The organism is Acinetobacter lactucae (assembly GCF_013122135.1).
Lineage (GTDB): Bacteria > Pseudomonadota > Gammaproteobacteria > Pseudomonadales > Moraxellaceae > Acinetobacter > Acinetobacter lactucae.
Window position 1 is genome coordinate 3,685,756 of record NZ_CP053391.1, and the last position, 20,065, is coordinate 3,705,820.

Consider the following 20,065-nt stretch of genomic DNA (forward strand, 5'->3'; position numbering starts at 1 on the left):
CCGCCATCGTTTTTGGTCGTGCTTGATTCGTTGATGTTATTCATAAGGATCATGTGATGAACCAGTTAACGAATCTCTCTTCTGCTGAAATTTCAGCACAACATGAACAAGATGCAAAAGATTTAACCCGCATCTTACCCGCTTCTAAAAAAGTTTATATTGAAGGCTCTCGTCCTGATATTCAGGTTCCAATGCGAGAAATTTCTTTAACCGACACCCCTACTGGTCTTGGCGGTGAACATAATCCTCCTATTATGGTTTATGACACTTCAGGTGTTTATACAGATCCAAATGTTCAAATTGATTTAAACAAAGGGTTACCTTCAGTTCGCCAAAACTGGATTGAAGAGCGTAACGATACCGACGTACTTTCTGGCTTAACTTCAAAGTTTGGTCAAGAGCGTTTAAAAGACATTCGTACCGCTGACATTCGTTTTGCTCACATTCAAAACCCACGCCGCGCTAAAACTGGCAAAAATGTCACTCAAATGCACTATGCCAAGCAAGGTATTATCACACCTGAAATGGAATATATTGCAATTCGTGAGAATCAGCGCCAGCGTGAAGGTGTTGATATGCGTCAACATGCTGGACAAAATTTCGGTGCAAAAAACTTAAAAGAAATTACACCTGAATTTGTTCGTCAAGAAGTGGCTGAAGGTCGTGCGATCATTCCTGCCAACATTAACCATCCAGAACTTGAACCAATGATTATTGGCCGTAATTTCTTGGTTAAAATTAATGCCAACATTGGTAACTCAGCACTTGGTTCTTCAATTGACGAAGAAGTTGCCAAAATGACTTGGGCAACTCGTTGGGGTGCCGACACCATTATGGACTTATCGACAGGTAAAAACATTCATGAAACACGTGAATGGATTATTCGTAACTCACCTGTTCCAATCGGTACCGTACCTATTTATCAAGCGCTTGAAAAAGTAGATGGTGTTGCAGAAGACCTAACATGGGAAATCTTCAAAGACACACTGATTGAACAAGCCGAACAAGGCGTTGACTACTTCACGATTCATGCAGGTGTATTACTTCGCTACGTACCACTCACCGCAAACCGTTTGACCGGTATTGTGTCTCGTGGTGGTTCAATCATGGCACAGTGGTGTTTAGCGCATCATGAAGAAAACTTCTTATACACTCATTTCGACGAAATTTGTGAAATCATGAAAGCTTATGACGTTTCATTTAGCTTAGGTGATGGCTTACGTCCGGGCTGTATTCAAGATGCGAATGACGAAGCACAGTTCAGCGAGCTTAAAACCCTTGGTGAACTTACTCACCGTGCATGGGAACATGATGTTCAAGTCATGATTGAAGGCCCTGGTCACGTACCAATGCACATGATTAAAGAAAACATGGACCTTCAACTAGAAGTATGTAAAGAAGCGCCATTCTATACGCTTGGGCCTTTAACGACTGATATCGCTCCGGGTTATGACCACATTACCTCTGCAATTGGCGCTGCCATGATTGGCTGGTACGGTACAGCGATGCTTTGTTATGTCACACCAAAAGAGCATTTGGGTTTACCAAACAAAAAAGATGTTAAAGACGGAATTATTACCTACAAGCTTGCGGCACATGCGGCTGACCTTGCGAAAGGACATCCAGGTGCTCAAGTTCGCGATAATGCCTTATCAAAAGCGCGTTTTGAATTCCGTTGGGATGATCAGTTCAACTTAAGCCTAGACCCTGATACAGCACGTAGTATGCATGATGAAACCTTACCAAAAGAGGCTCACAAATCTGCTCACTTCTGCTCAATGTGTGGTCCAAAATTCTGTTCAATGAAAATCACTCAGAATGTACGCGACTATGCCAACAACCTCACCAATAACGATTCAGAGGTTGAAGAAGGCCTCAAAGCGATGAAAGAGGTTTATCAGGAGCAAGGTCAAAAACTGTATCATAAAGTGTAAATATTCAAAAAAAACACTTGCCTAGCCCTGATTCTCGGTTAGGATGAAATAAATAGATTTCGTCCTGACCGAATCATGAGTATTGTTGAACGTCCAAGTTATACATCTAAAGATGTCGAAGTAACATCACGTGAATCTTTATTCCGTGGTTTTATTCAAGTTGAAAAAGTCAGCCTTCGACATCGTCTATTTAATCAACCTGAATATACTCATGTATTGCAACGTGAACTCGTTCATCGGCCTGAAGCAGCTGGTGTACTCCTCTACAACGATCAAAAACAACAGTTTGCATTGATTGAACAGTTCCGTGTTGGGGCTTTAGACGACTCTCAATCACCATGGCAACTGGAAATCATTGCAGGCGTGTTAGATGGTGATGAATCACCAGAAAGTTGCATTCGACGAGAGAGTCTTGAAGAATCAGGTTGTGAAGTTCAGGATTTAGAGCACCTATTTAGCTTTTATCCGTCAGCTGGTGCTTGCTCAGAGTTATTTCATCTCTATGTTGCCGAAACTGAATTGCCCGCTAAAGGTGGTATATTTGGCGTAGATGATGAGGGTGAAAATATTCAATTGCACTTATTTAATTATAGTGAAATCCAGACTCTACTCAACAGTGGACGTTTAAGAAATGCTCCTGTCATTATGGCATTACAATGGCTGGCCCAACACGGCAAAACGATAATAAATCCGAAGAGGTAGGACGGTGACTTTTCAAGTCTCAACACTTTCACAAAAAGACCATGTCATTATACAAATTACCGATACCCACTTATTGGAGTATCCACATTTAGAATTTGTGGGTATGAATCCTGAAGAAAGTTTTCATGCCATTATTCAGCAAATACGAAATAAACATCCTGAAATTGATGCCATCGTCCATACGGGTGATCTGGCTCAAGCACCGACGCCTATTACCTACAAACGTTATATTCAATATATGCAAACGCTTGGTCTGCCTTTTTTTCAGACCTTAGGTAATCATGACAATGTTGACCATTTTCCATTGCATAAAGAGAACCATCAGGAACCGGTGGTAATTGGCTTAGGAAACTGGCGCGTTATTTTATTAAATAGTGCGGTAAAAGGTCATATTGATGGGCATCTATCAGAAGAACAACTAGAGAAATTAACGGCTTTACTTGAAGAGTTTGCAGACAACCCGATTTTGTTGGCTTGTCATCACCATCCTTTTGCAATGAAATCAAAATGGATTGATCATCACAAGCTACAAAATTCTAATGCTTTACTGAATACATTGGCGCCGTTTAAAAATGTGAAAGCTTTAGTCTGTGGTCATGTTCATCAGGATTCCATAAACATTTGGCAAGGGGTCGAATTTTTCTCGACTCCATCAACAAGTGTTCAGTTTAAACCGTTTAGTAATGATTTTGCTTTAGATCAAAATGCTCCCGGCTACCGTTACATTCGTCTAAAAAACGATGGTAGTTTTGAAACAGAAGTCTTCCGTCTTGAAAATTTTCAAGGCCATATAAATACCGATATTTCAGGCTATTAGGTCTATTTCTTATATGCTTATATATAATTATGACTGGGGTAAACACGTTTTGAAAATATTTACGGGGCGGAATGACTATCATCTTGCAGGAAAAATCTATATGATGACGACCCGATGGGAAAATCCCATCGATGGTTTTCTATAAAAACACTTGCATATCACCATATTTTTTGCGTATAGATAATACGTGTATGATGAGGAATGCCCTATTATGGCGAATGACAACCACAACCAAGTTTTGGATGAACATACAGAAGTTGTAGTGGAAGGCGACAAAGCTTCTGCAAAACGTGCACGTAAAGTGAAACCTAAAACTTCTGACATAGGCACAACTGCAAGTTTATTTGGTATTGCACCTTATCAACCTAAGAAAAATGAAGAGTACATGTCTGAAGGACAGCTCGAGCATTTCCGACAAATTCTGCAAGCATGGAAAGCTGAATTAATGTCTGAAGTTGATCGTACGTTAAATACGATGCAAGACGAATCAACTGCACTGCCAGATGTAAACGACCGTGCGACCCAAGAAGAGGAATTTGCAATTGAATTACGTACACGTGACCGTGAACGTAAGTTGATTCGTAAAATCGAACAATCTATGGAAGCAATTAAAAACGAAGACTACGGTTTCTGTGAAACATGTGGTATCGAAATCGGTTTACGTCGTTTAGAAGCACGTCCAACTGCAACTTTATGTATTGATTGCAAAACTTTGGCAGAAATCAAAGAGAAGCAAAATAACGGTTAATATGACCGCTGTAGCTACTCAAGAGAAGCCTAGCTTTTCATACTCAGGCCGGTTTGCGCCCTCGCCAACCGGCCCTTTGCATTTTGGATCACTCATTACTGCTGTTGCCAGCTATTGCGACGCAAAAGCCCATCAAGGCAAATGGCTGGTTCGTGTCGAAGACACAGATATCCCTCGTATTTATCCCGGCAGTGAGGAGCATATTCTCACCTCACTCGAAGCCTTCCAGTTCGAACCCGATGCCGAGATCATCTTTCAAAAAAACCGTTTAGATATTTATGAAAGCGTATTAGACCAACTTAAGAAAGAAGGTCTGATTTATGCATGTCAATGTACGCGCAAAATGCTCGGATCAAATGCAATCTATGCAGGTACTTGCCGTGATCTCAATCTTGATTTTCAAGGTCAAGCGATACGGGTAAAAGTTCAAAATCAGCAGATCTGTTTTGATGATCGATTGCAAGGAATTCATTGCTCCAATCTATACTACGATCTCGGAGACTTCGTCCTTAAGCGCCGCGATGGGATTATTAATTATCAACTTGCCGTGGTCGTGGATGATTATCTACAAGGTATTACCCATGTCGTTCGAGGCGCAGACTTATTAGATAACACCGAACGTCAGATCTGGCTGGGACAACTCCTAGGTTATCCTAAACTGAGCTATATGCACCTTCCCCTCGCCATGAATGATCAAGGACAAAAGCTCTCTAAACAAAATCTTGCGCAAGCACTCGACTTATCAAAAGCGCCTGAACTACTCCAAAAAGCAATACAAGCCTTAGGACAAGCTAAGGTTGATCTAGATCAACCTAGAGTGATGCTAAGGCAGGCTGTAGCGCAGTGGAATGTCGATTTAATTCCCCATGGGCAAGAGCTCAGCGGAACATATCTATAAATAATAAAAAAAGCCCGATATCAAATCGGGCTTTTTTAAACTTCTAAATACTCAATTAGAAGTTCGACTCTTCTCGTTCTGGGTTGACTTCTTGGGTTGAAGCATCAATCTTTAAGATTAAACTAATCATCGCAGCACACATCATTAAAGACGTACCACCATAACTAATGAATGGCAAAGTCAAACCTTTAGTCGGCATCAAGCCCATATTCATGCCCGCATTTACCAAGATCTGGAGCAAGAAAATAATGCTAATACCGTAAGCTAAATAGCCTGCGCGAAGGTAATGATGTTTCAAAGCACGGTGACCAATTTTGATACAACATGCTAGCATCAAGAAAGACAAAGCAATGACAATGGAAATCCCTACGAAACCAAACTCTTCCCCTAACACTGCCAACATAAAGTCAGTATGCGCTTCAGGTAAATAAGATAGTTTTTGTACACTATGCCCTAAGCCTGTACCAAACCACTCACCACGACCAAAAGCCATTAAGGCATTTGATAACTGATAACCCACACCTAACGGATCTGCCCATGGGTCGGTAAACGAAATCAAACGTTGGAAACGGTAGGGTTCAAATAAGATCAAAAACACAATACCCGTGACAATCGCACCAAGCATGATTAAGAACTGAGTTGGAGGCGCACCAGCTAAAAAGAACACCCCAACCATCATCATGACAATAACGACCGTTGCCCCTAAGTCAGGCTCAGCAATAATCAAACCGACCGTAATTGCCATAACCCCACTTAAACGCAATAAGCCTTTCCAATGAGTACGAACCTCTTTGGCACGGCGCACCACGTAGTCTGCGGTAAAGATCGCCATCATGACTTTGGCAACCTCGGTTGGTTGCAAGGTAAAGCCACCAATCTTAATCCAACGTGTAGAACCGTTGACTTCCGAACCCACCACCAAAGCAGCAAGCAACAGAACCATGGTTAATAGCCACAGCGGAAAGGTATTTTTAAACCAAGTATTAAGTGATATCCGATAGGTCAAATAAGCCACCACACCCGCAGCGACAATCGAAATACCATGACGAATCACATAGTGAAACGGATTTTCATGCATATATTCAGCATAGGGCATCGAAGCAGATGCAACCATCACTGAACCGATACACAATAATGCAACGACACAGAAAATCAGGACATTACGTGGCGTCACTTCCGCTGGCCATTTAGGCAATATCCGTTCATACCAATGATTGATTTTCTGGATTGTGGTCTGAGCTAAGCCTGCCATACTACATTCCTAATCATGTTTTCTTTAAACCAACGAATTGACGCAGGCAACAAACTGCTGACCACGATCATTATAACTTTTAAACATATCAAAACTTGCACATGCTGGTGATAACAACACCACATCTTCAGCTTGTGTTTCACGTTGAGACAGCTCTACAGCTTCTTTAAGCGTTGCTGCATGTAAAATTTTGGTTGCACCTTGAATGGCTTGTTCAATCACCGGAGCATCCTCACCAATCAATACCACAACTTTGGCATATTTTTCGATAGAAGAACGCAATGGAGCAAAATCTTGACCTTTACCTTGCCCACCTAAAATCAAGGCAACCTTACCTTTTTTAACCTCAATTGCAGCGCCTAAACCATCAATCGCTGCAAGCGTAGCACCAACGTTGGTACCTTTAGAGTCATTGTAATAGCGCACATCATGCACAGTCTTTACATATTCACAGCGGTGCTCTAATCCTTTAAATTGTTTTAAAGTCTCAAGCATCGATTCCATAGGCAGACCAATTGCTTCACCTAATGCTAGGCAAGCTAAAGCATTAGCTACGTTGTGCATGCCTTGAATATATAAATCTGAGCTTTTGATTAAACGCTGCAAACCGCGTGCAAGCCAAAGCGTGCCATCACCATCTCTTAAAACACCATATTGATTTAAATCTGGTGCATTTAAACCAAAGCTTTGCATTGGTGTTGTATCTGGAACAAGGGGGCGGCTTAAAGCATCATCACGGTTAAATACTACTTTTTTAACACCTTGGAAAATACGGTGTTTGGCTTGATGGTAACCCAACATATTGCCATGACGGTCTAAATGGTCTTCACTCATATTCAGAACCACAGCAACTTCAGCATTCAAGTGAGACGTGGTTTCCAACTGAAAACTTGATAGCTCAAGTATAATTAATTCAGGTTGATCTTTTAATAAATCTAGAGCTGGGCGTCCAAGATTGCCACCCACAGCAACTTTCTTACCTGCATCTTTAGCCATTAAACCAATTAAAGTCGTTACCGTACTTTTCGCATTGGAACCTGTAATCGCCACAATCGGCACATCAGTTGCACGGCGTAATAATTGAATATCCCCTACTACCGATATCCCCTGAGCAATAGCTGCCTGAATTTCTGGTAATTGTGGTGCAAGGCCCGGGCTTAAAATAATTTCTTCTGCTTGTAATAATAACTCTTGGTCAAGTTGACCGAAACTTGTCTTTACTCCCGCCGGAATCTGATCATGCCCTGGCGGCGTGGGACGAGAGTCTGTTACTGCAACTTGGTAGCCTTGTTCATGCAGGAAATTTACAGCAGAAACGCCTGAGATTCCCAAGCCTGCGACAACTTTTAACCCACCACGTTGTATTAACATTTTTGCCCCACAATTTATCAATCGACAGAATGGCAAAAATGTTAGCACTTTGCTGTTTTGAATGCTTTTTCAGTTTGAACTTTATTCATCTTTTTTTGTGTCAGTGCGTAAAAAAGCCATCAATATGATGGCTTTTTAAACGAAACAAGAAATGGTGAATTTACTGCCATTTAATCGGCTTAATTTCTTGAACTGTATTGCTAGGTTTATCTTCGCTTGAACAGCCACAGCCTCCAGCACAACCAAAGGTCATTTTTGGTTTAAGCCATTTTGCCAAAGTCGTCCAACCCTGCTTTTCGCAAAATAGAGAGAGTGAAGAAAAGACTGAGTTTGCTGTTTTTGGAAATACTTTCTTAAAAACAAATACAGCACTCCAAATCACTAAAACCGCAATGATCAGATATTGAACCATATACAACCTCCTTTATTGCTTTAACCCCAATAGTGGGAAGCAATTTGATAGGTAACAAACGATGCAAAATAAGCTAAACCAAACAGATATGCAGTCATAGCTGCAACATGTTTCCATGAACCTGTTTCACGGCGTACCGTTGCCAATGTTGCCAAACAATGTGGGGCATAAATGAACCACACTAAAAGTGATAAACCTGTTGCCAAAGACCAACCTGTTCCATCTGCACTAATCAGATGCGACAGACCTTGTGCCACAGCATCGTCATCTGTTGCAGACAAGGCATAAACCGTACCTAATGCAGCCACCACAACTTCACGAGCTGCCATCGCAGGAATTAAAGCAATACAGATTTGCCAGTTAAAACCAACTGGAGCAAATAAAGGTTGGATAAGATGCCCCAGCATACCCGCAAAACTATAATCTATAGCAGGTAATGTCGCTCCTTCTGGTGGTTGTGGGAAAGTACACAAAAACCAGAGCAAAATAGAGAGCGCAAAAATAATTCCACCGACACGCTTCAAGAAGATCTTTGCACGATCCAACAAACCGATTCCCACACTTTTCAAATCAGGGAAGCGATAACTTGGTAGCTCTAGCAATAAAGCATGCTGTGACTTATCTTTTTGCAAAAACTTCATTAAAAATGAAACACAAAGCGCACTCACAATACCAGCCATATACAGACCGAAAAGTACCAAACCTTGTAGGTTGAAAATACCCCATACTATTTTCTCTGGAATAAATGCAGCAATCAGCAAGGCATATACAGGTAAACGTGCCGAACAAGTCATTAAAGGTGCAACCATAATGGTCGTAAAACGATCACGAGGGTCACTAATACTACGCGTTGCCATAATTCCCGGTACGGCGCAAGCAAAGCTTGAAAGTAAAGGAATGAAAGCACGGCCACTTAAGCCAGCTTGGAACATTAATTTATCAAGCAAAAATGCTGCACGCGGTAAATAACCTGATTCTTCGAGTACTAAAATGAAGAAGAACAAGATCAAAATTTGTGGCAAGAACACCACTACGCCACCAGCACCCGCGATAATTCCGTCAACCACCAAACTATGCAGTAGTGGCTGTGTAATCACACTTCCTATGACTTCACCCAGCCAACCGAAGAAGCCTTCGATGCCATCCATGAAGGGAGCTGCCCATGCAAAAACTGCTTGGAACACAATAAACATCATGATAGCAAGGCTAAGTAGACCTAAAACTGGATGTAAGAAAATTCGATCTAGAAAATCAGTACGCTTATCTCCCTGATCAACATAATGAACCACATCTTTAAAAATCATATCGATTTTTTGATGATGAGTCCCAGTTAAACCACTAAGTTCAGTCTGTGGCACACTGTATTTTTCTTGATCAAGAGCATGTAATAAATTTTCAATACCCGCATTACGGACGGCAACAGTTTCAACAACGGGCACACCCAAACGCTGGGAGAGCTTTTGAGTATTAATTTGGATGCCACGACGACGTGCTTCATCCATCATATTCAGTACAAGTAAAATCGGACGACCTAGCTCGATCATTTCGAGCACCAATCCTAGATGCAATTTTAAATTAGTGGCATCAACCACACATAAGAAAGCATCTTGCTGACCTTCTTCTGCAATTTGACCTAAACAAACGTCACGGGTAATAGCTTCATCAGGACTGGTCGCATTAAGACTATATGTACCCGGTAAATCAAGTACACGTACTGCTCGGCCTGAAGGCAACTGAAAATGACCAACCTTACGCTCAACCGTTACACCCGCATAGTTTGCAACTTTTTGTCGAGTTCCAGTTAAATGGTTAAAAAGAGAGGTTTTACCACAGTTAGGGTTTCCCACAAGGGCAATACGTAACGCATCACTCATGCGGGTACTCCTTCTTCTATTTGAATTTCAATTTTTTCCGCTTCTGCTTTACGTAAAGCGAAGCGAGTAAAGCCAATTTGGATCAAGATCGGATCACCACCAAAAATACCCTTGGTGATCACTTCCACTCGTGTGCCTGGTACAAAACCCAGACTTTCCAAACGAATTGCGACCAAATCTTGTTCGGACTCTACTTCTATCCGATTCACTTTGGTGATGGTCGCCGCTTGCTTCACTTTTAAAGCTGATAAACGCACCGCATCCGATCCTAAACCTTTTTTAATAGTATACATATAAATGAGAATAATTACCAAATAAGGTTAAATTTCACTTCTTATTCAGTTTAATCGACAAACCTTAAAGTTTCTTTTACAGTACAGAGGTTTAGAGGATCTAGTGTATGTTGAATAAAAAACCGCGTATTCCAAGCCCTGTTCAAATTCCTGAACATTTAAGCTTTTTACAAGGTTTTCGCGACTATCTGGTTGCTCAGACAGTCAGTCCACATACACGTAACGCTTATTTATCCGACCTTATTCAATGCAGCGATCTTCATAAAAAATCGGCTCTTCCAGAGTGGACAAGTGATGATATTGCAGATGTTTTGATTGAGTTGACTAAAGTCGGAAAAAGCCCGCGTTCGATCGCCCGCTGCTTATCTGCCCTACGCCAGTTTTACAAATTTTTACGTGAACAGAAACTACGAAGTGATAATCCTGTAGCAACCCATCATTCTCCAAAAATTGGCAGAGCCTTACCCAAAGATCTATCAGAGGAAGATGTCGAAGCACTGATTCAGGCTCCTGATATTGATACGGCACTCGGTTTACGTGATCGGGCAATGTTTGAAGTACTTTATGCCTGCGGTTTACGTGTTTCAGAACTACTTAACTTACGCCTAGAACTCATTAATTTAAAACAAGGTTATTTACGAATTACCGGTAAAGGTAATAAAGAGCGTTTGGTCCCGTTAGGACAGTTTGCTTGTGAATGGGTAGAACGTTACTTGCATGATGCTCGGCCTCAACTCTACAAAAGCGCGACGGACTATCTCTTTTTAACTCAACATGGCGGAATTATGAGTCGTCAAAACTTCTGGTATGCCATTAAGCGTTACGCCTTACAAGCCAATATTCAAGCTGAACTTTCGCCTCACACCTTACGTCACGCCTTTGCAACACACTTGCTCAATCACGGTGCGGACCTACGCGTAGTACAAATGTTACTAGGTCATAGCGACTTATCCACTACGCAAATTTACACACATGTGGCACAAGTAAGAATGCAACAATTGCATGAAAAACATCACCCTAGAGGTTAAAAAATTTAAAACTTATTATTTGAAATAAGCCTAACAATCACTTGATTGCGTTCACAAAGGTTAAGAAAGTTTTAACAATACACGCTAGATTTTTTGTTATGCTTAGCAGCTTCTGACTATAAATACTGATGAAATAAGGGTTATCTATGTCTTTTACCCGATCTCAACTTTTTCTTGCCTGTGCTTTGGCTTCTAGCCTGTTATTCAGTGCTTGTTCTAAAGAAAACAAACCACAAAAAGAAGATGCGCTCACTGCGACCGCACCTGCTACTGGGGAAGCTTCAACCATTATTGAACGCAATGCCAAACAGCGTTTAATTGAGACTTTGCAAAAACAATTTAAGAATGCAAACATCAATGTCAAAATTTTAGATATCAAGCCTACAGAAGTTCCTAACTTATATTGGGTAAATCTCGAAGGAATGACGTCGATTTATACAACCAGTGATGGCAAATACCTGATTCAAGGTGATGTCATCCGTTTAGGTGGTAAAGAGCTTCATAATATCGGAGACACCCTTCAAGCATCAGAAAATAAAAAGCATCTGGCTGCTTTAAAAAATGAAGATTTAATTGTTTACCCAGCTAAAGGTAAGGCGAAACATGTGATTTATGTGTTTACCGATGCAAGCTGTCCTTATTGCCATAAGCTACATGAGCACTTACCTGAAATTAATGAAAAAGGTATTGAGGTGCGCTATATCGCTTGGCCACGCGGTGAACAGTTTATGCCGACTATGGAAGCCGTATGGTGTAGTACAGATCGTAAAGCTGCCTTTAACCAAGCAGTACAAGGTATTAATATCCCACCTGCTCAATGTAAAAACCCTGTTCGTGAACAATATCAACTTGGCTTAAACATGGGCGTAAATGGAACACCAGCGATTTACAATGTTGATGGTGAGTACTTAGGTGGATATCTAACACCAGATGAATTAATTAAACGTCTGGATAAATAACATCCTTTAAGCTGATGAATGATTAATCATCTATCTCTTTTAAAAAGCGCTGCTCTGATTGCAGCGCTTTGTTTTTTCAATAATTAATATTTAACCAACCTCTGTTTAAAGACTGATCTACTCTTCTTTTCCAAACATCGCACTCTAATTCATTGAACAAGCACTAAAAGCGCTAGAGTCTGGCGTTTTTTTTAGCTATGATCTAGCTTCAACTAAATGATTAAATGATGAATGGAGTGTGACGTGAAACCAGTTCGCCTGGCAATACTCGGTCTAGGAACCGTAGGTGGAGGAGCCCTTAAACTACTACAAGAAAATGCCGCTGAAATTAAACGTCGCACCGGTCGAGAAATTCAAATTACCCACGTTGGAACCCGCCGCCCTCGTCCTGATCTTGAATTAGAAGGGATTAAACAAAGCGCCGATTTACTTGACATCGTTCGTCAACCAGACGTTGATGTAGTTGTAGAAGTCATGGGTGGGATCCACCCTGCTTATGAAATTATCATGGAAGCGATCAAACACGGCAAACAAGTCGTGACTGCAAACAAAGCACTACTCGCTGAACATGGCAATGAATTATTTAAAGCAGCAGAAGACAATGCTGTGCAAATTGCTTATGAAGCAGCAGTTGCTGGCGGTATTCCAATTATTAAAGTTATCCGTGAAGGTCTAGCTGCAAACCATATCGAATGGTTGGCAGGTATTATTAATGGTACAGGTAACTTTATTCTGACTGAAATGCGTGAGAAAGGTCGTGCATTTGATGATGTATTAAAAGAAGCTCAAGAACTCGGTTATGCAGAAGCAGACCCAACTTTTGACGTTGAGGGTATTGATGCTGCGCATAAGCTTACAATTTTAGCGTCTTGTGCGTTTGGTATTCCTCTTCAATTTGATAAGGTTTATACCGAAGGTATCAGCAAAATCACTGCACAAGATGTGAAATATGCAGAAGATCTTGGTTTCCGCATTAAACATCTCGGTATTGCACGTCGTGCTGAAAAAGGTATTGAGTTACGTGTTCACCCAACACTTATTCCAGATGAACAGCTTATTGCGAATGTAAACGGCGTTAAAAATGCTGTTTTAGTTCAAGCCAATGCCGTAGGTCCAACACTCTATTACGGCGCTGGTGCAGGCGCAGGTCCTACAGCTTCTGCGGTTGTTGCCGATGTTATTGATATTGTTCGCGACATCTCTTACACCGAAGACGGCGCAGGAACAATTCCTCAGTTGGCTTTTGAAGCATTAACAAATGTGCCTATTTTAAGCCGTGAAGAAATGACCACAGGTTATTACATTCGCTTAAATGCAGAAGACCAAACTGGCGTACTAGCAGATGTGACGACCATCTTAAGTCGCGCTGGAATTAGTATTGATGCGATTATGCAACAATCTCGTTTAAAAGACCTTATTCCAATCGTGATTCTGACCGATCCAATCATTGAATCTAAAATGGATGATGCTCTTGCACAAATCCAAGCATTACCAGCAATTCGTGGCGAAATCGTAAGAATTCGTTTAGAATCGCTCGATAGTTAATCAGGTTGAGGGAAAGATTCCCTCTCCCGCTTCACCTCTAATTGGAACACCATCATGTCTAATGCCAATCGTTATACTGGTCTTGTAGATCGTTATCGTGACCGTTTGCCAGTTTCGGCAACTACTCGTGCTATCTCTTTGGGTGAAGGCAACACCCCACTCATTAAACTTGAGAATATTCCACGTATTATTGGCAAAGATGTTGAAATTTATGTGAAATACGAGGGTTTAAACCCAACTGGTTCATTTAAAGACCGTGGTATGACCATGGCTGTAACCAAAGCGGTTGAAGAAGGCTCTAAAGCGATTATCTGTGCCTCTACTGGTAACACTTCTGCTGCTGCTGCTGCCTATGCTGCACGTGCAGGTATCAAAGCATTTGTTTTGATTCCAGAAGGCAAAATTGCGATGGGTAAAATGGCACAAGCGATGATGTATGGTGCAATCACTATGCAAATTCGTGGTAATTTCGATGATGGTATGCGTCTTGTAAAAGAAGTCGCTGATCAAGCGCCTGTAACGATTGTAAACTCAATCAACCCTTACCGTTTGCAAGGTCAAAAAACTATTGCTTATGAAATCGTTGAAGCTTTAGGCCGTGCACCTGATTACCACTGCTTACCTGTAGGTAACGCAGGTAACATCACCGCTCACTGGATGGGTTATACCGAAGCTGTAGCAAATCAACCTGCTGATCAGTTTGAACAAGTGATTTATGATGCAGCTACTGATCAATTCACTGGTCCAAAACCAGAAGGTTTACCAACCATGGTAGGTTACCAAGCTTCTGGCGCAGCTCCATTCTTACGCGGTGCTCCAGTTGAAAGCCCTGAAACAGTTGCAACTGCAATCCGTATTGGTAACCCACAAAGCTGGAACCATGCAAAAGCTGTAGTACGTGACTCTAAAGGCTGGTTTGATGAACTTCAAGACAGCGAAATTTTAGAAGCTCAACGCTTACTTTCTATGTATGAAGGCGTATTTGTTGAGCCTGCATCTGCTGCTTCTATTGGTGGTGCGATTCGCGATATTAAAGCGGGTAAAATTGCTGAAGGTTCTGTAATTGTATGTACAGTAACTGGTAATGGTTTGAAAGATCCTGACACTGCAATCAAACAATGTGCTGATGCAGTTATGTTGTCAATTGATGCAACAATGGACCAAGTAAAAGATTCGATTTTATCTAATATGTAAGATCTGATTTTTCAAAAAAACGGCTGCATTAAACAGCCGTTTTTTTATGGAAAAATTTTAAACGCCATAAAAAAACGCTTCTTGATAGAAGCGTTTTTTAGAATATTGAGCTTAAATACGTTTTGGTAAATTACTTAACCAACCCAATAAGTTAGTTGCATCATTATTACGTGCCTGTGTACTTGGCTCACCCAGCAATACAATAACTGCCGGACGTGAGTTTACAGTCGTGTGCATCACAACACAGCGACCTGCTTCATTAATATATCCAGTTTTTGACAGGTTAATGTTCCAACCACCATTACGCACTAGGGCATTGGTATTATTAGATTTCAATACACGATAACCTAAATTAAAGTCATAAGTCGGTGTAGTTGAGAATTGACGAATCAAACCATATTGAGATGCGGTACTTACCAAAATACCTAAATCACGTGCCGAAGATACATTACGTGGATCTAGACCAGTTGATTCATAGTAATGAGTCGAATTCATCCCCAAAGCACGAGCTTTAGCATTCATTGCAGCTACGAATGCAGGACGACCACCTGGATAAGTACGTGCTAAGGCAGCTGCTGCAGGGTTTTCAGATTTCATTAAAGCAAACAGAAGAACTTCTGCACGGTTCATCTTGTCGCCAACACGAAGTGTTGAACTTGAGTTTTTCCCACCAGCTCCAGCAAAGTCAATTTGCTCAAGTGTAATTTCTTCAGACATGTTTAAACGGGCATCCGCCGTTACAACCGCTGTCATCACTTTTGTAATAGATGCAATTGGCACAGAAGCGTTAGTATTTTTACTGTAGAGCACTTCACCAGTTTGCGCGTCCATTACAAGTGCAGCTCGAGCGCTTACACTCGGCTGGGCATTGTAACCAGACGTATCACGGATTGGAGCAACTCTAGGTGCAGATGCTACAATTTTCGGTGCGCTACTACCACGTAAAGTTGTGGTTACCGATGTTGAACCTTGCGGAGTAGGTTCGTCATCTTCATCATTTAAAAATTGGCTAGCATCAGCTGAAGACCAATTTAAGCTTGCAGTACCACTATTCCCTGAGGACGGGTTATTGACGAGTTCTGCAAAGCTTGTTGAACTCAAACTAAGCAAAATAGACATGCTTAGCACATGCATTAAAGACTTTTTAGAATTTTTCACGGCACAATACTCGACTCAGGGTGATACACATTTGCGCTTACTATAATTATGCCTTACATTTGAGGTATAAGGTATAACGCTTTTACCGACACAATTGTGCACAACTATTCGCTCACTATATAAGAATAGGATTGCTAATTTTGTCATTCCATTGCAAGCTAATTTTGCTTTATGTAACAAAAAACTTGTTTTTTGAAAGAAAGGAGGTCTTCTTGATTACAGTTTTAGTTGTGGATGACCATGAACTTGTACGTACAGGTATCTGCCGTATGTTAGAAGATCATGCCGATGTAGAGGTCATTGGACAAGCCGAATCGGGTGAAGAAGCAATTGCTATTGTTCGTCAGAAACATCCTCAAGTTGTGCTACTTGATGTCAACATGCCAGGCATCGGGGGCGTAGAAACAACTCGCCGTTTACTGCAAACTGCACCAGATACAAAAGTGATTGCAGTCAGTGGTTTAGCAGAAGAGCCTTACCCTTCTCTTTTGCTTAAAGCAGGAGCTAAAGGCTACATCACCAAAGGTGCTCCAATTACAGAAATGGTTCGCGCAATCAACAAAGTGATGCAAGGTGGTAAATACTTCAGTGCAGATATTGCTGAGCAGTTAGCGAGCTCATATTTATCCGATACACAGCAATCGCCTTTTGATTCTCTCTCTGAACGTGAAATGCAAGTTGCAATGATGGTTGTAAATTGTATTAGCGCTCAAGAAATTGCAGACAAACTTTTTGTAAGTGTCAAAACAGTGAATACTTACCGCTACCGTATTTTTGAAAAGCTAGCCATTGATAGTGACGTTAAATTAACTCACCTTGCGATTCGTTACGGTCTGATCAAACCTTAATCAGACTTACATGCAATTTCCCGTAAACTCATCCTTGTCCCATACGATTTTTCGTTTGGGCACGTGGTATGGTTTATATCGCCTTATTATTGCGGTTAGCCTGAATATTATTTTGGTTTTAACCGATGCTCAAATCGACACTAGTCTACAACAACCCGCTTTATATTCTTACACACTACTCGGCTATTCGCTCTTAAGCCTTCTTCAACTTTTATGCTTTAAGTTTGTTGCTACTCAGGCAACACGCCAGCTTGTTTTATTTTTTATAGTTGATGTTATTTGTCTGAGTTTACTTACATTTTCTGTAGGTGAACCAAATCTTCAACTCAGCTTACTATATGTTATTGCTATATTTACTTCGGCCATTTTACTTAGCGCAAGAATGTCGCTGGTCATTACATTACTTGCAGTTATTGCGGTTATTTACCAACGCTTCGTTGGCAGTTTATTTGACTACAATAATTTAAATACGATTGGTAACAGCGCCTTATTGGCTTTCTTGTTTTTCGTGGTACACGGCATCGGACAAATTGCGGTCCAGCGCTTTAAGTTACTTGAGGCACTGACTTTCCACCAATCAATAGAACTCTATCAATTACAAAATATTAACCGCTATATTTTGGAACAAATTGAAGAGGGCTATTTAGTTCTAGATGAAAACTACAACATTGTTTTAAGCAACCCAGCAGCATGTTCACTTTTAGGGATTCCACCTCAATTTGCCAGTGAAAAATATCCCTTAGCTAAATGGCATGCTGACTTATTTGAAATTCTTAAGTTTGATAACCTAAAAGAAGGTGACCGATTTATTTTTGAGTCTCGGCTTTCGGCCTACTCTATTAATATTAAAGTGCAGCATCTTTTAGTACCACAACAAGCGTTGACACTACTCATTTTACAAGATGCGCAGCAAATTAATCAGCAAGCTCAACAACTCAAACTTGCCGCTTTAGGGCAACTCTCAGCAAGTATTGCCCATGAAATCCGTAATCCTCTTGCAGCGATTGTGCAAGCAAATGAACTACTTAAAGACAGTGATTTAGAACAACAAAATACTTTACGCAATATGATTGGCAAGCAAACCAAACGCATTGATAGTATTGTTCAAGACACGTTAGGGCTTGCCCGTAGTGAAAGAACATATCCAATCCAGATTGAATTAAACGACTTCATAAAAACGTTATTAGATGAAGATTTATCTGATGTTAAACATGCGATCCAGCTTAGAAGCTCTGATTTATCTTTAAAGATATTGTTTGATGAAAAGCAGCTCAGACAAGTGCTGATTAACCTAGTTAGAAATGCTTTACGACACAATGCACCCGACTCGCCCTATGTTCTGATCAATATTCATTCACAAACAAATAAAATCTATACAAATAAAATCTATATTGATGTGATCGATTACGGTGAAGGGGTTTCAAAACGTGATATATCTCAATTATTTAAACCATTTTTTAGTACCGAAATTAATGGAACTGGTTTAGGATTATATTTGTCTCATAGTTTTTGTGAGGCAAACCATGCAAAGCTCACTTATGTAGAGCAAAAACAAGGGGCATGCTTCCGAATAGCGTGCCCAATAATATATTGATTTTTTTATTAGGTTTTTGGGGAAATGGCAGAACAGCAACCACTCGTTTTGCTTGTAGACGATGAAGAAGATTTGTGCCTGTTAATGCAAATGACTCTTGCACGAATGGGGATTAAGACACATCTTGCTTATCGGGTTGAACAGGCCAAACAACTCTTTACTCAGTTTCATTACGATGCATGCTTGACCGATTTAAATCTACCTGACGGTAGTGGTTTAGAATTGGTTAAACATGTTTCTCAAACTTACCCCCACACCCCCATTGCAGTTTTAACTGCATACGGAAATATGGACATTGCAATTGCTGCATTAAAAGCGGGAGCTTTTGATTTTGTCAGCAAACCGATTAACCAAATTCATTTAGATCAGTTGTTAAAAAAGGCACTTAACCAGCCAAAACCAGAGCATGAGTTTGGTGAAACAACATTAGAAAATGACTTATTAATTGGGCGTTCACCACCTATACAAAACTTACGGACAGCTATTAAAAAAATAGCCCGCTCCCAAGCGCCTGTATTTGTTACAGGCGAGTCTGGTACGGGTAAAGAAGTTGTTGCCAATCTTATTCACCGCTTAAGCAACCGCAGTGAAGGACCATTTATTGCAATTAACTGTGGAGCAATCCCAACTGAGCTCATGGAAAGTGAACTTTTCGGGCATAAAAAAGGGAGCTTTACTGGCGCGACTCAAGACAAACAAGGTCTTATTTTATCGGCACACGGCGGCAGTTTATTTTTAGATGAAATTGCCGAATTGCCGTTAACCATGCAAGTTAAATTGCTTCGCGCAGTACAAGAGAAAAAAATTCGCCCAGTAGGTTCTGATCAGGAAATTGATGTTGATTTTCGAGTAATTAGTGCGAGTCACCAAGATTTAGATGTGTTAGTCCAACAAGGTAAATTCCGTCAGGACTTATTTTTCCGTATTCATGTTATGGATATTATGCTGCCGCCACTGCGTGACCGCGGTGGAGATATTTTGCTATTGGCCAACCATTTTATTCAAAAGGTTTGTACGGAATGGGGAATTTCAAACAAGCAATTAACGGCGAGTGCTGAAACTTATTTATTACAGCAAGACTTTCCGGGTAATGTGCGTGAATTAAGAAATATGATTGAACGAGCTATTACTTTAAGTGAGGATGAATGTATTGATTTAACACATTTAGCACCTCCCCTGAGAGCTAGTAGTGCGAGCCCCCAAATCGTAACGAAACAATTAAATCAAACACCAAATGTTCAGACTCATCCAAAATTTCCAATGGAAGGTTTAGAACGCTACTTAGAAAATATCGAAAAAGATATTTTACTGAATGCATTAAACATGACGCATTGGAATCGAACTTTGGCAGCTAAAAAGCTGGGAATGACATTCCGTTCTTTGCGCTATCGACTCAAAAAGTTTGGTTTGGATACCGAAATGGGAGAGGAAGTATAAA

The 20,065-nt window shown here is 40.8% G+C and carries 18 protein-coding genes; 12 read left to right on the forward strand and 6 right to left on the reverse strand.

All coding sequences use genetic code 11. The features are described from left to right. Positions 1-56: 56 nt before the first annotated feature. The 5 genes from thiC (at position 57) to gluQRS (ending at position 5,099) form a co-directional block, all read left to right on the forward strand. Positions 57-1,934: a phosphomethylpyrimidine synthase ThiC gene (gene thiC / locus HLV59_RS17230; RefSeq protein ID WP_171430441.1), complete on the forward strand. Its 1,878-nt coding sequence runs from the start codon at positions 57-59 to the stop codon at positions 1,932-1,934. A gap of 75 nt (positions 1,935-2,009) precedes the next feature. Further along, the gene (locus HLV59_RS17235; RefSeq protein WP_016144116.1) at positions 2,010-2,636 is read left to right on the forward strand and encodes an NUDIX domain-containing protein; all 627 of its coding nucleotides are present in this window, start codon (positions 2,010-2,012) and stop codon (positions 2,634-2,636) included. Between the two features lie 4 nt (positions 2,637-2,640). Continuing rightward, a complete protein-coding gene (gene cpdA / locus HLV59_RS17240; RefSeq protein WP_016144115.1) occupies positions 2,641-3,453 on the forward strand; it encodes a 3',5'-cyclic-AMP phosphodiesterase in 813 nt (270 codons plus the stop codon). Positions 3,454-3,664: 211 nt separating this feature from the next. Continuing rightward, the gene (dksA, locus tag HLV59_RS17245) at positions 3,665-4,201 is read left to right on the forward strand and encodes an RNA polymerase-binding protein DksA (RefSeq protein WP_002121205.1); all 537 of its coding nucleotides are present in this window, start codon (positions 3,665-3,667) and stop codon (positions 4,199-4,201) included. Position 4,202: 1 nt separating this feature from the next. Then, a complete protein-coding gene (gene gluQRS, locus HLV59_RS17250; protein WP_171430442.1) occupies positions 4,203-5,099 on the forward strand; it encodes a tRNA glutamyl-Q(34) synthetase GluQRS in 897 nt (298 codons plus the stop codon). A gap of 55 nt (positions 5,100-5,154) precedes the next feature. Here gluQRS and ftsW read toward each other — a convergent pair whose 3' ends face one another. From ftsW to HLV59_RS17275, 5 genes are all read right to left on the reverse strand, one after another. Next, on the reverse strand, positions 5,155-6,351 hold the full coding sequence (gene ftsW / locus HLV59_RS17255; RefSeq protein WP_016144113.1) for a putative lipid II flippase FtsW: 1,197 nt from the start codon (positions 6,349-6,351) through the stop codon (positions 5,155-5,157). 24 nt (positions 6,352-6,375) lie between these two features. Next, on the reverse strand, positions 6,376-7,722 hold the full coding sequence (gene murD / locus HLV59_RS17260) for a UDP-N-acetylmuramoyl-L-alanine--D-glutamate ligase (RefSeq protein ID WP_057105142.1): 1,347 nt from the start codon (positions 7,720-7,722) through the stop codon (positions 6,376-6,378). Positions 7,723-7,882: 160 nt separating this feature from the next. Beyond that, positions 7,883-8,134 (reverse strand): DUF6587 family protein, encoded by a 252-nt coding sequence (locus HLV59_RS17265; RefSeq protein WP_016144111.1) that lies wholly within the window; start codon positions 8,132-8,134, stop codon positions 7,883-7,885. Positions 8,135-8,154: 20 nt separating this feature from the next. Beyond that, positions 8,155-10,008 carry a ferrous iron transporter B gene (feoB, locus tag HLV59_RS17270; RefSeq protein WP_062848693.1) on the reverse strand — a complete coding sequence of 618 codons (1,854 nt, stop codon included), beginning with the start codon at positions 10,006-10,008 and terminating at the stop codon, positions 8,155-8,157. Continuing rightward, the gene (locus HLV59_RS17275; protein WP_031946450.1) at positions 10,005-10,265 is read right to left on the reverse strand and encodes a FeoA family protein; all 261 of its coding nucleotides are present in this window, start codon (positions 10,263-10,265) and stop codon (positions 10,005-10,007) included. The genes feoB and HLV59_RS17275 overlap by 4 nt, the downstream gene beginning before the upstream one ends. Before the next feature lie 143 nt (positions 10,266-10,408). Here HLV59_RS17275 and xerD point away from each other — a divergent pair, with 143 nt between their 5' ends. The 4 genes from xerD (at position 10,409) to thrC (ending at position 15,027) form a co-directional block, all read left to right on the forward strand. Further along, complete coding sequence (gene xerD / locus HLV59_RS17280) at positions 10,409-11,329, forward strand: site-specific tyrosine recombinase XerD (protein WP_031947160.1); 921 nt, start codon at positions 10,409-10,411, stop codon at positions 11,327-11,329. A gap of 146 nt (positions 11,330-11,475) precedes the next feature. Next, entirely contained in the window at positions 11,476-12,288 is an 813-nt protein-coding gene (locus HLV59_RS17285) for a DsbC family protein (protein WP_171430443.1), read from the forward strand. A gap of 243 nt (positions 12,289-12,531) precedes the next feature. Beyond that, entirely contained in the window at positions 12,532-13,833 is a 1,302-nt protein-coding gene (locus HLV59_RS17290; RefSeq protein WP_171430444.1) for a homoserine dehydrogenase, read from the forward strand. A gap of 54 nt (positions 13,834-13,887) precedes the next feature. Then, the gene (thrC, locus tag HLV59_RS17295; protein ID WP_002048893.1) at positions 13,888-15,027 is read left to right on the forward strand and encodes a threonine synthase; all 1,140 of its coding nucleotides are present in this window, start codon (positions 13,888-13,890) and stop codon (positions 15,025-15,027) included. A 111-nt stretch (positions 15,028-15,138) separates the two neighbouring features. Here the strand turns inward: thrC and pbpG are convergent, their stop codons facing one another. Further along, positions 15,139-16,185, reverse strand: coding sequence for a D-alanyl-D-alanine endopeptidase PBP7/8 (gene pbpG / locus HLV59_RS17300; protein WP_016144106.1), 1,047 nt, complete (start codon positions 16,183-16,185; stop codon positions 15,139-15,141). Positions 16,186-16,397: 212 nt separating this feature from the next. Between pbpG and gacA the strand changes: the two genes are divergently transcribed. Genes gacA through HLV59_RS17315 form a run of 3 tightly spaced genes read left to right on the forward strand, consistent with a single transcriptional unit; the run spans position 16,398 to position 20,064 of the window. Further along, positions 16,398-17,033: a response regulator transcription factor GacA gene (gacA, locus tag HLV59_RS17305; RefSeq protein WP_002121174.1), complete on the forward strand. Its 636-nt coding sequence runs from the start codon at positions 16,398-16,400 to the stop codon at positions 17,031-17,033. Positions 17,034-17,043: 10 nt separating this feature from the next. Continuing rightward, positions 17,044-18,627: a sensor histidine kinase gene (locus HLV59_RS17310; protein ID WP_216606742.1), complete on the forward strand. Its 1,584-nt coding sequence runs from the start codon at positions 17,044-17,046 to the stop codon at positions 18,625-18,627. Between the two features lie 24 nt (positions 18,628-18,651). After that, positions 18,652-20,064 (forward strand): sigma-54-dependent transcriptional regulator, encoded by a 1,413-nt coding sequence (locus tag HLV59_RS17315; protein WP_171430445.1) that lies wholly within the window; start codon positions 18,652-18,654, stop codon positions 20,062-20,064. The last annotated feature ends 1 nt before the right edge of the window (position 20,065 follow it).

Coding starts and splice junctions, on each gene's coding strand:
- thiC (WP_171430441.1), top strand. CDS start 57: ATGAACCAGTTAACGAATCTCTCTTCTGCTGAAATTTCAGCACAACAT.
- ftsW (WP_016144113.1), bottom strand. CDS start 6,351: ATGGCAGGCTTAGCTCAGACCACAATCCAGAAAATCAATCATTGGTAT.
- HLV59_RS17235 (WP_016144116.1), top strand. CDS start 2,010: ATGAGTATTGTTGAACGTCCAAGTTATACATCTAAAGATGTCGAAGTA.
- HLV59_RS17265 (WP_016144111.1), bottom strand. CDS start 8,134: ATGGTTCAATATCTGATCATTGCGGTTTTAGTGATTTGGAGTGCTGTA.
- gluQRS (WP_171430442.1), top strand. CDS start 4,203: ATGACCGCTGTAGCTACTCAAGAGAAGCCTAGCTTTTCATACTCAGGC.
- xerD (WP_031947160.1), top strand. CDS start 10,409: ATGTTGAATAAAAAACCGCGTATTCCAAGCCCTGTTCAAATTCCTGAA.
- dksA (WP_002121205.1), top strand. CDS start 3,665: ATGGCGAATGACAACCACAACCAAGTTTTGGATGAACATACAGAAGTT.
- HLV59_RS17310 (WP_216606742.1), top strand. CDS start 17,044: ATGCAATTTCCCGTAAACTCATCCTTGTCCCATACGATTTTTCGTTTG.
- thrC (WP_002048893.1), top strand. CDS start 13,888: ATGTCTAATGCCAATCGTTATACTGGTCTTGTAGATCGTTATCGTGAC.
- HLV59_RS17285 (WP_171430443.1), top strand. CDS start 11,476: ATGTCTTTTACCCGATCTCAACTTTTTCTTGCCTGTGCTTTGGCTTCT.
- murD (WP_057105142.1), bottom strand. CDS start 7,722: ATGTTAATACAACGTGGTGGGTTAAAAGTTGTCGCAGGCTTGGGAATC.
- feoB (WP_062848693.1), bottom strand. CDS start 10,008: ATGAGTGATGCGTTACGTATTGCCCTTGTGGGAAACCCTAACTGTGGT.
- HLV59_RS17315 (WP_171430445.1), top strand. CDS start 18,652: ATGGCAGAACAGCAACCACTCGTTTTGCTTGTAGACGATGAAGAAGAT.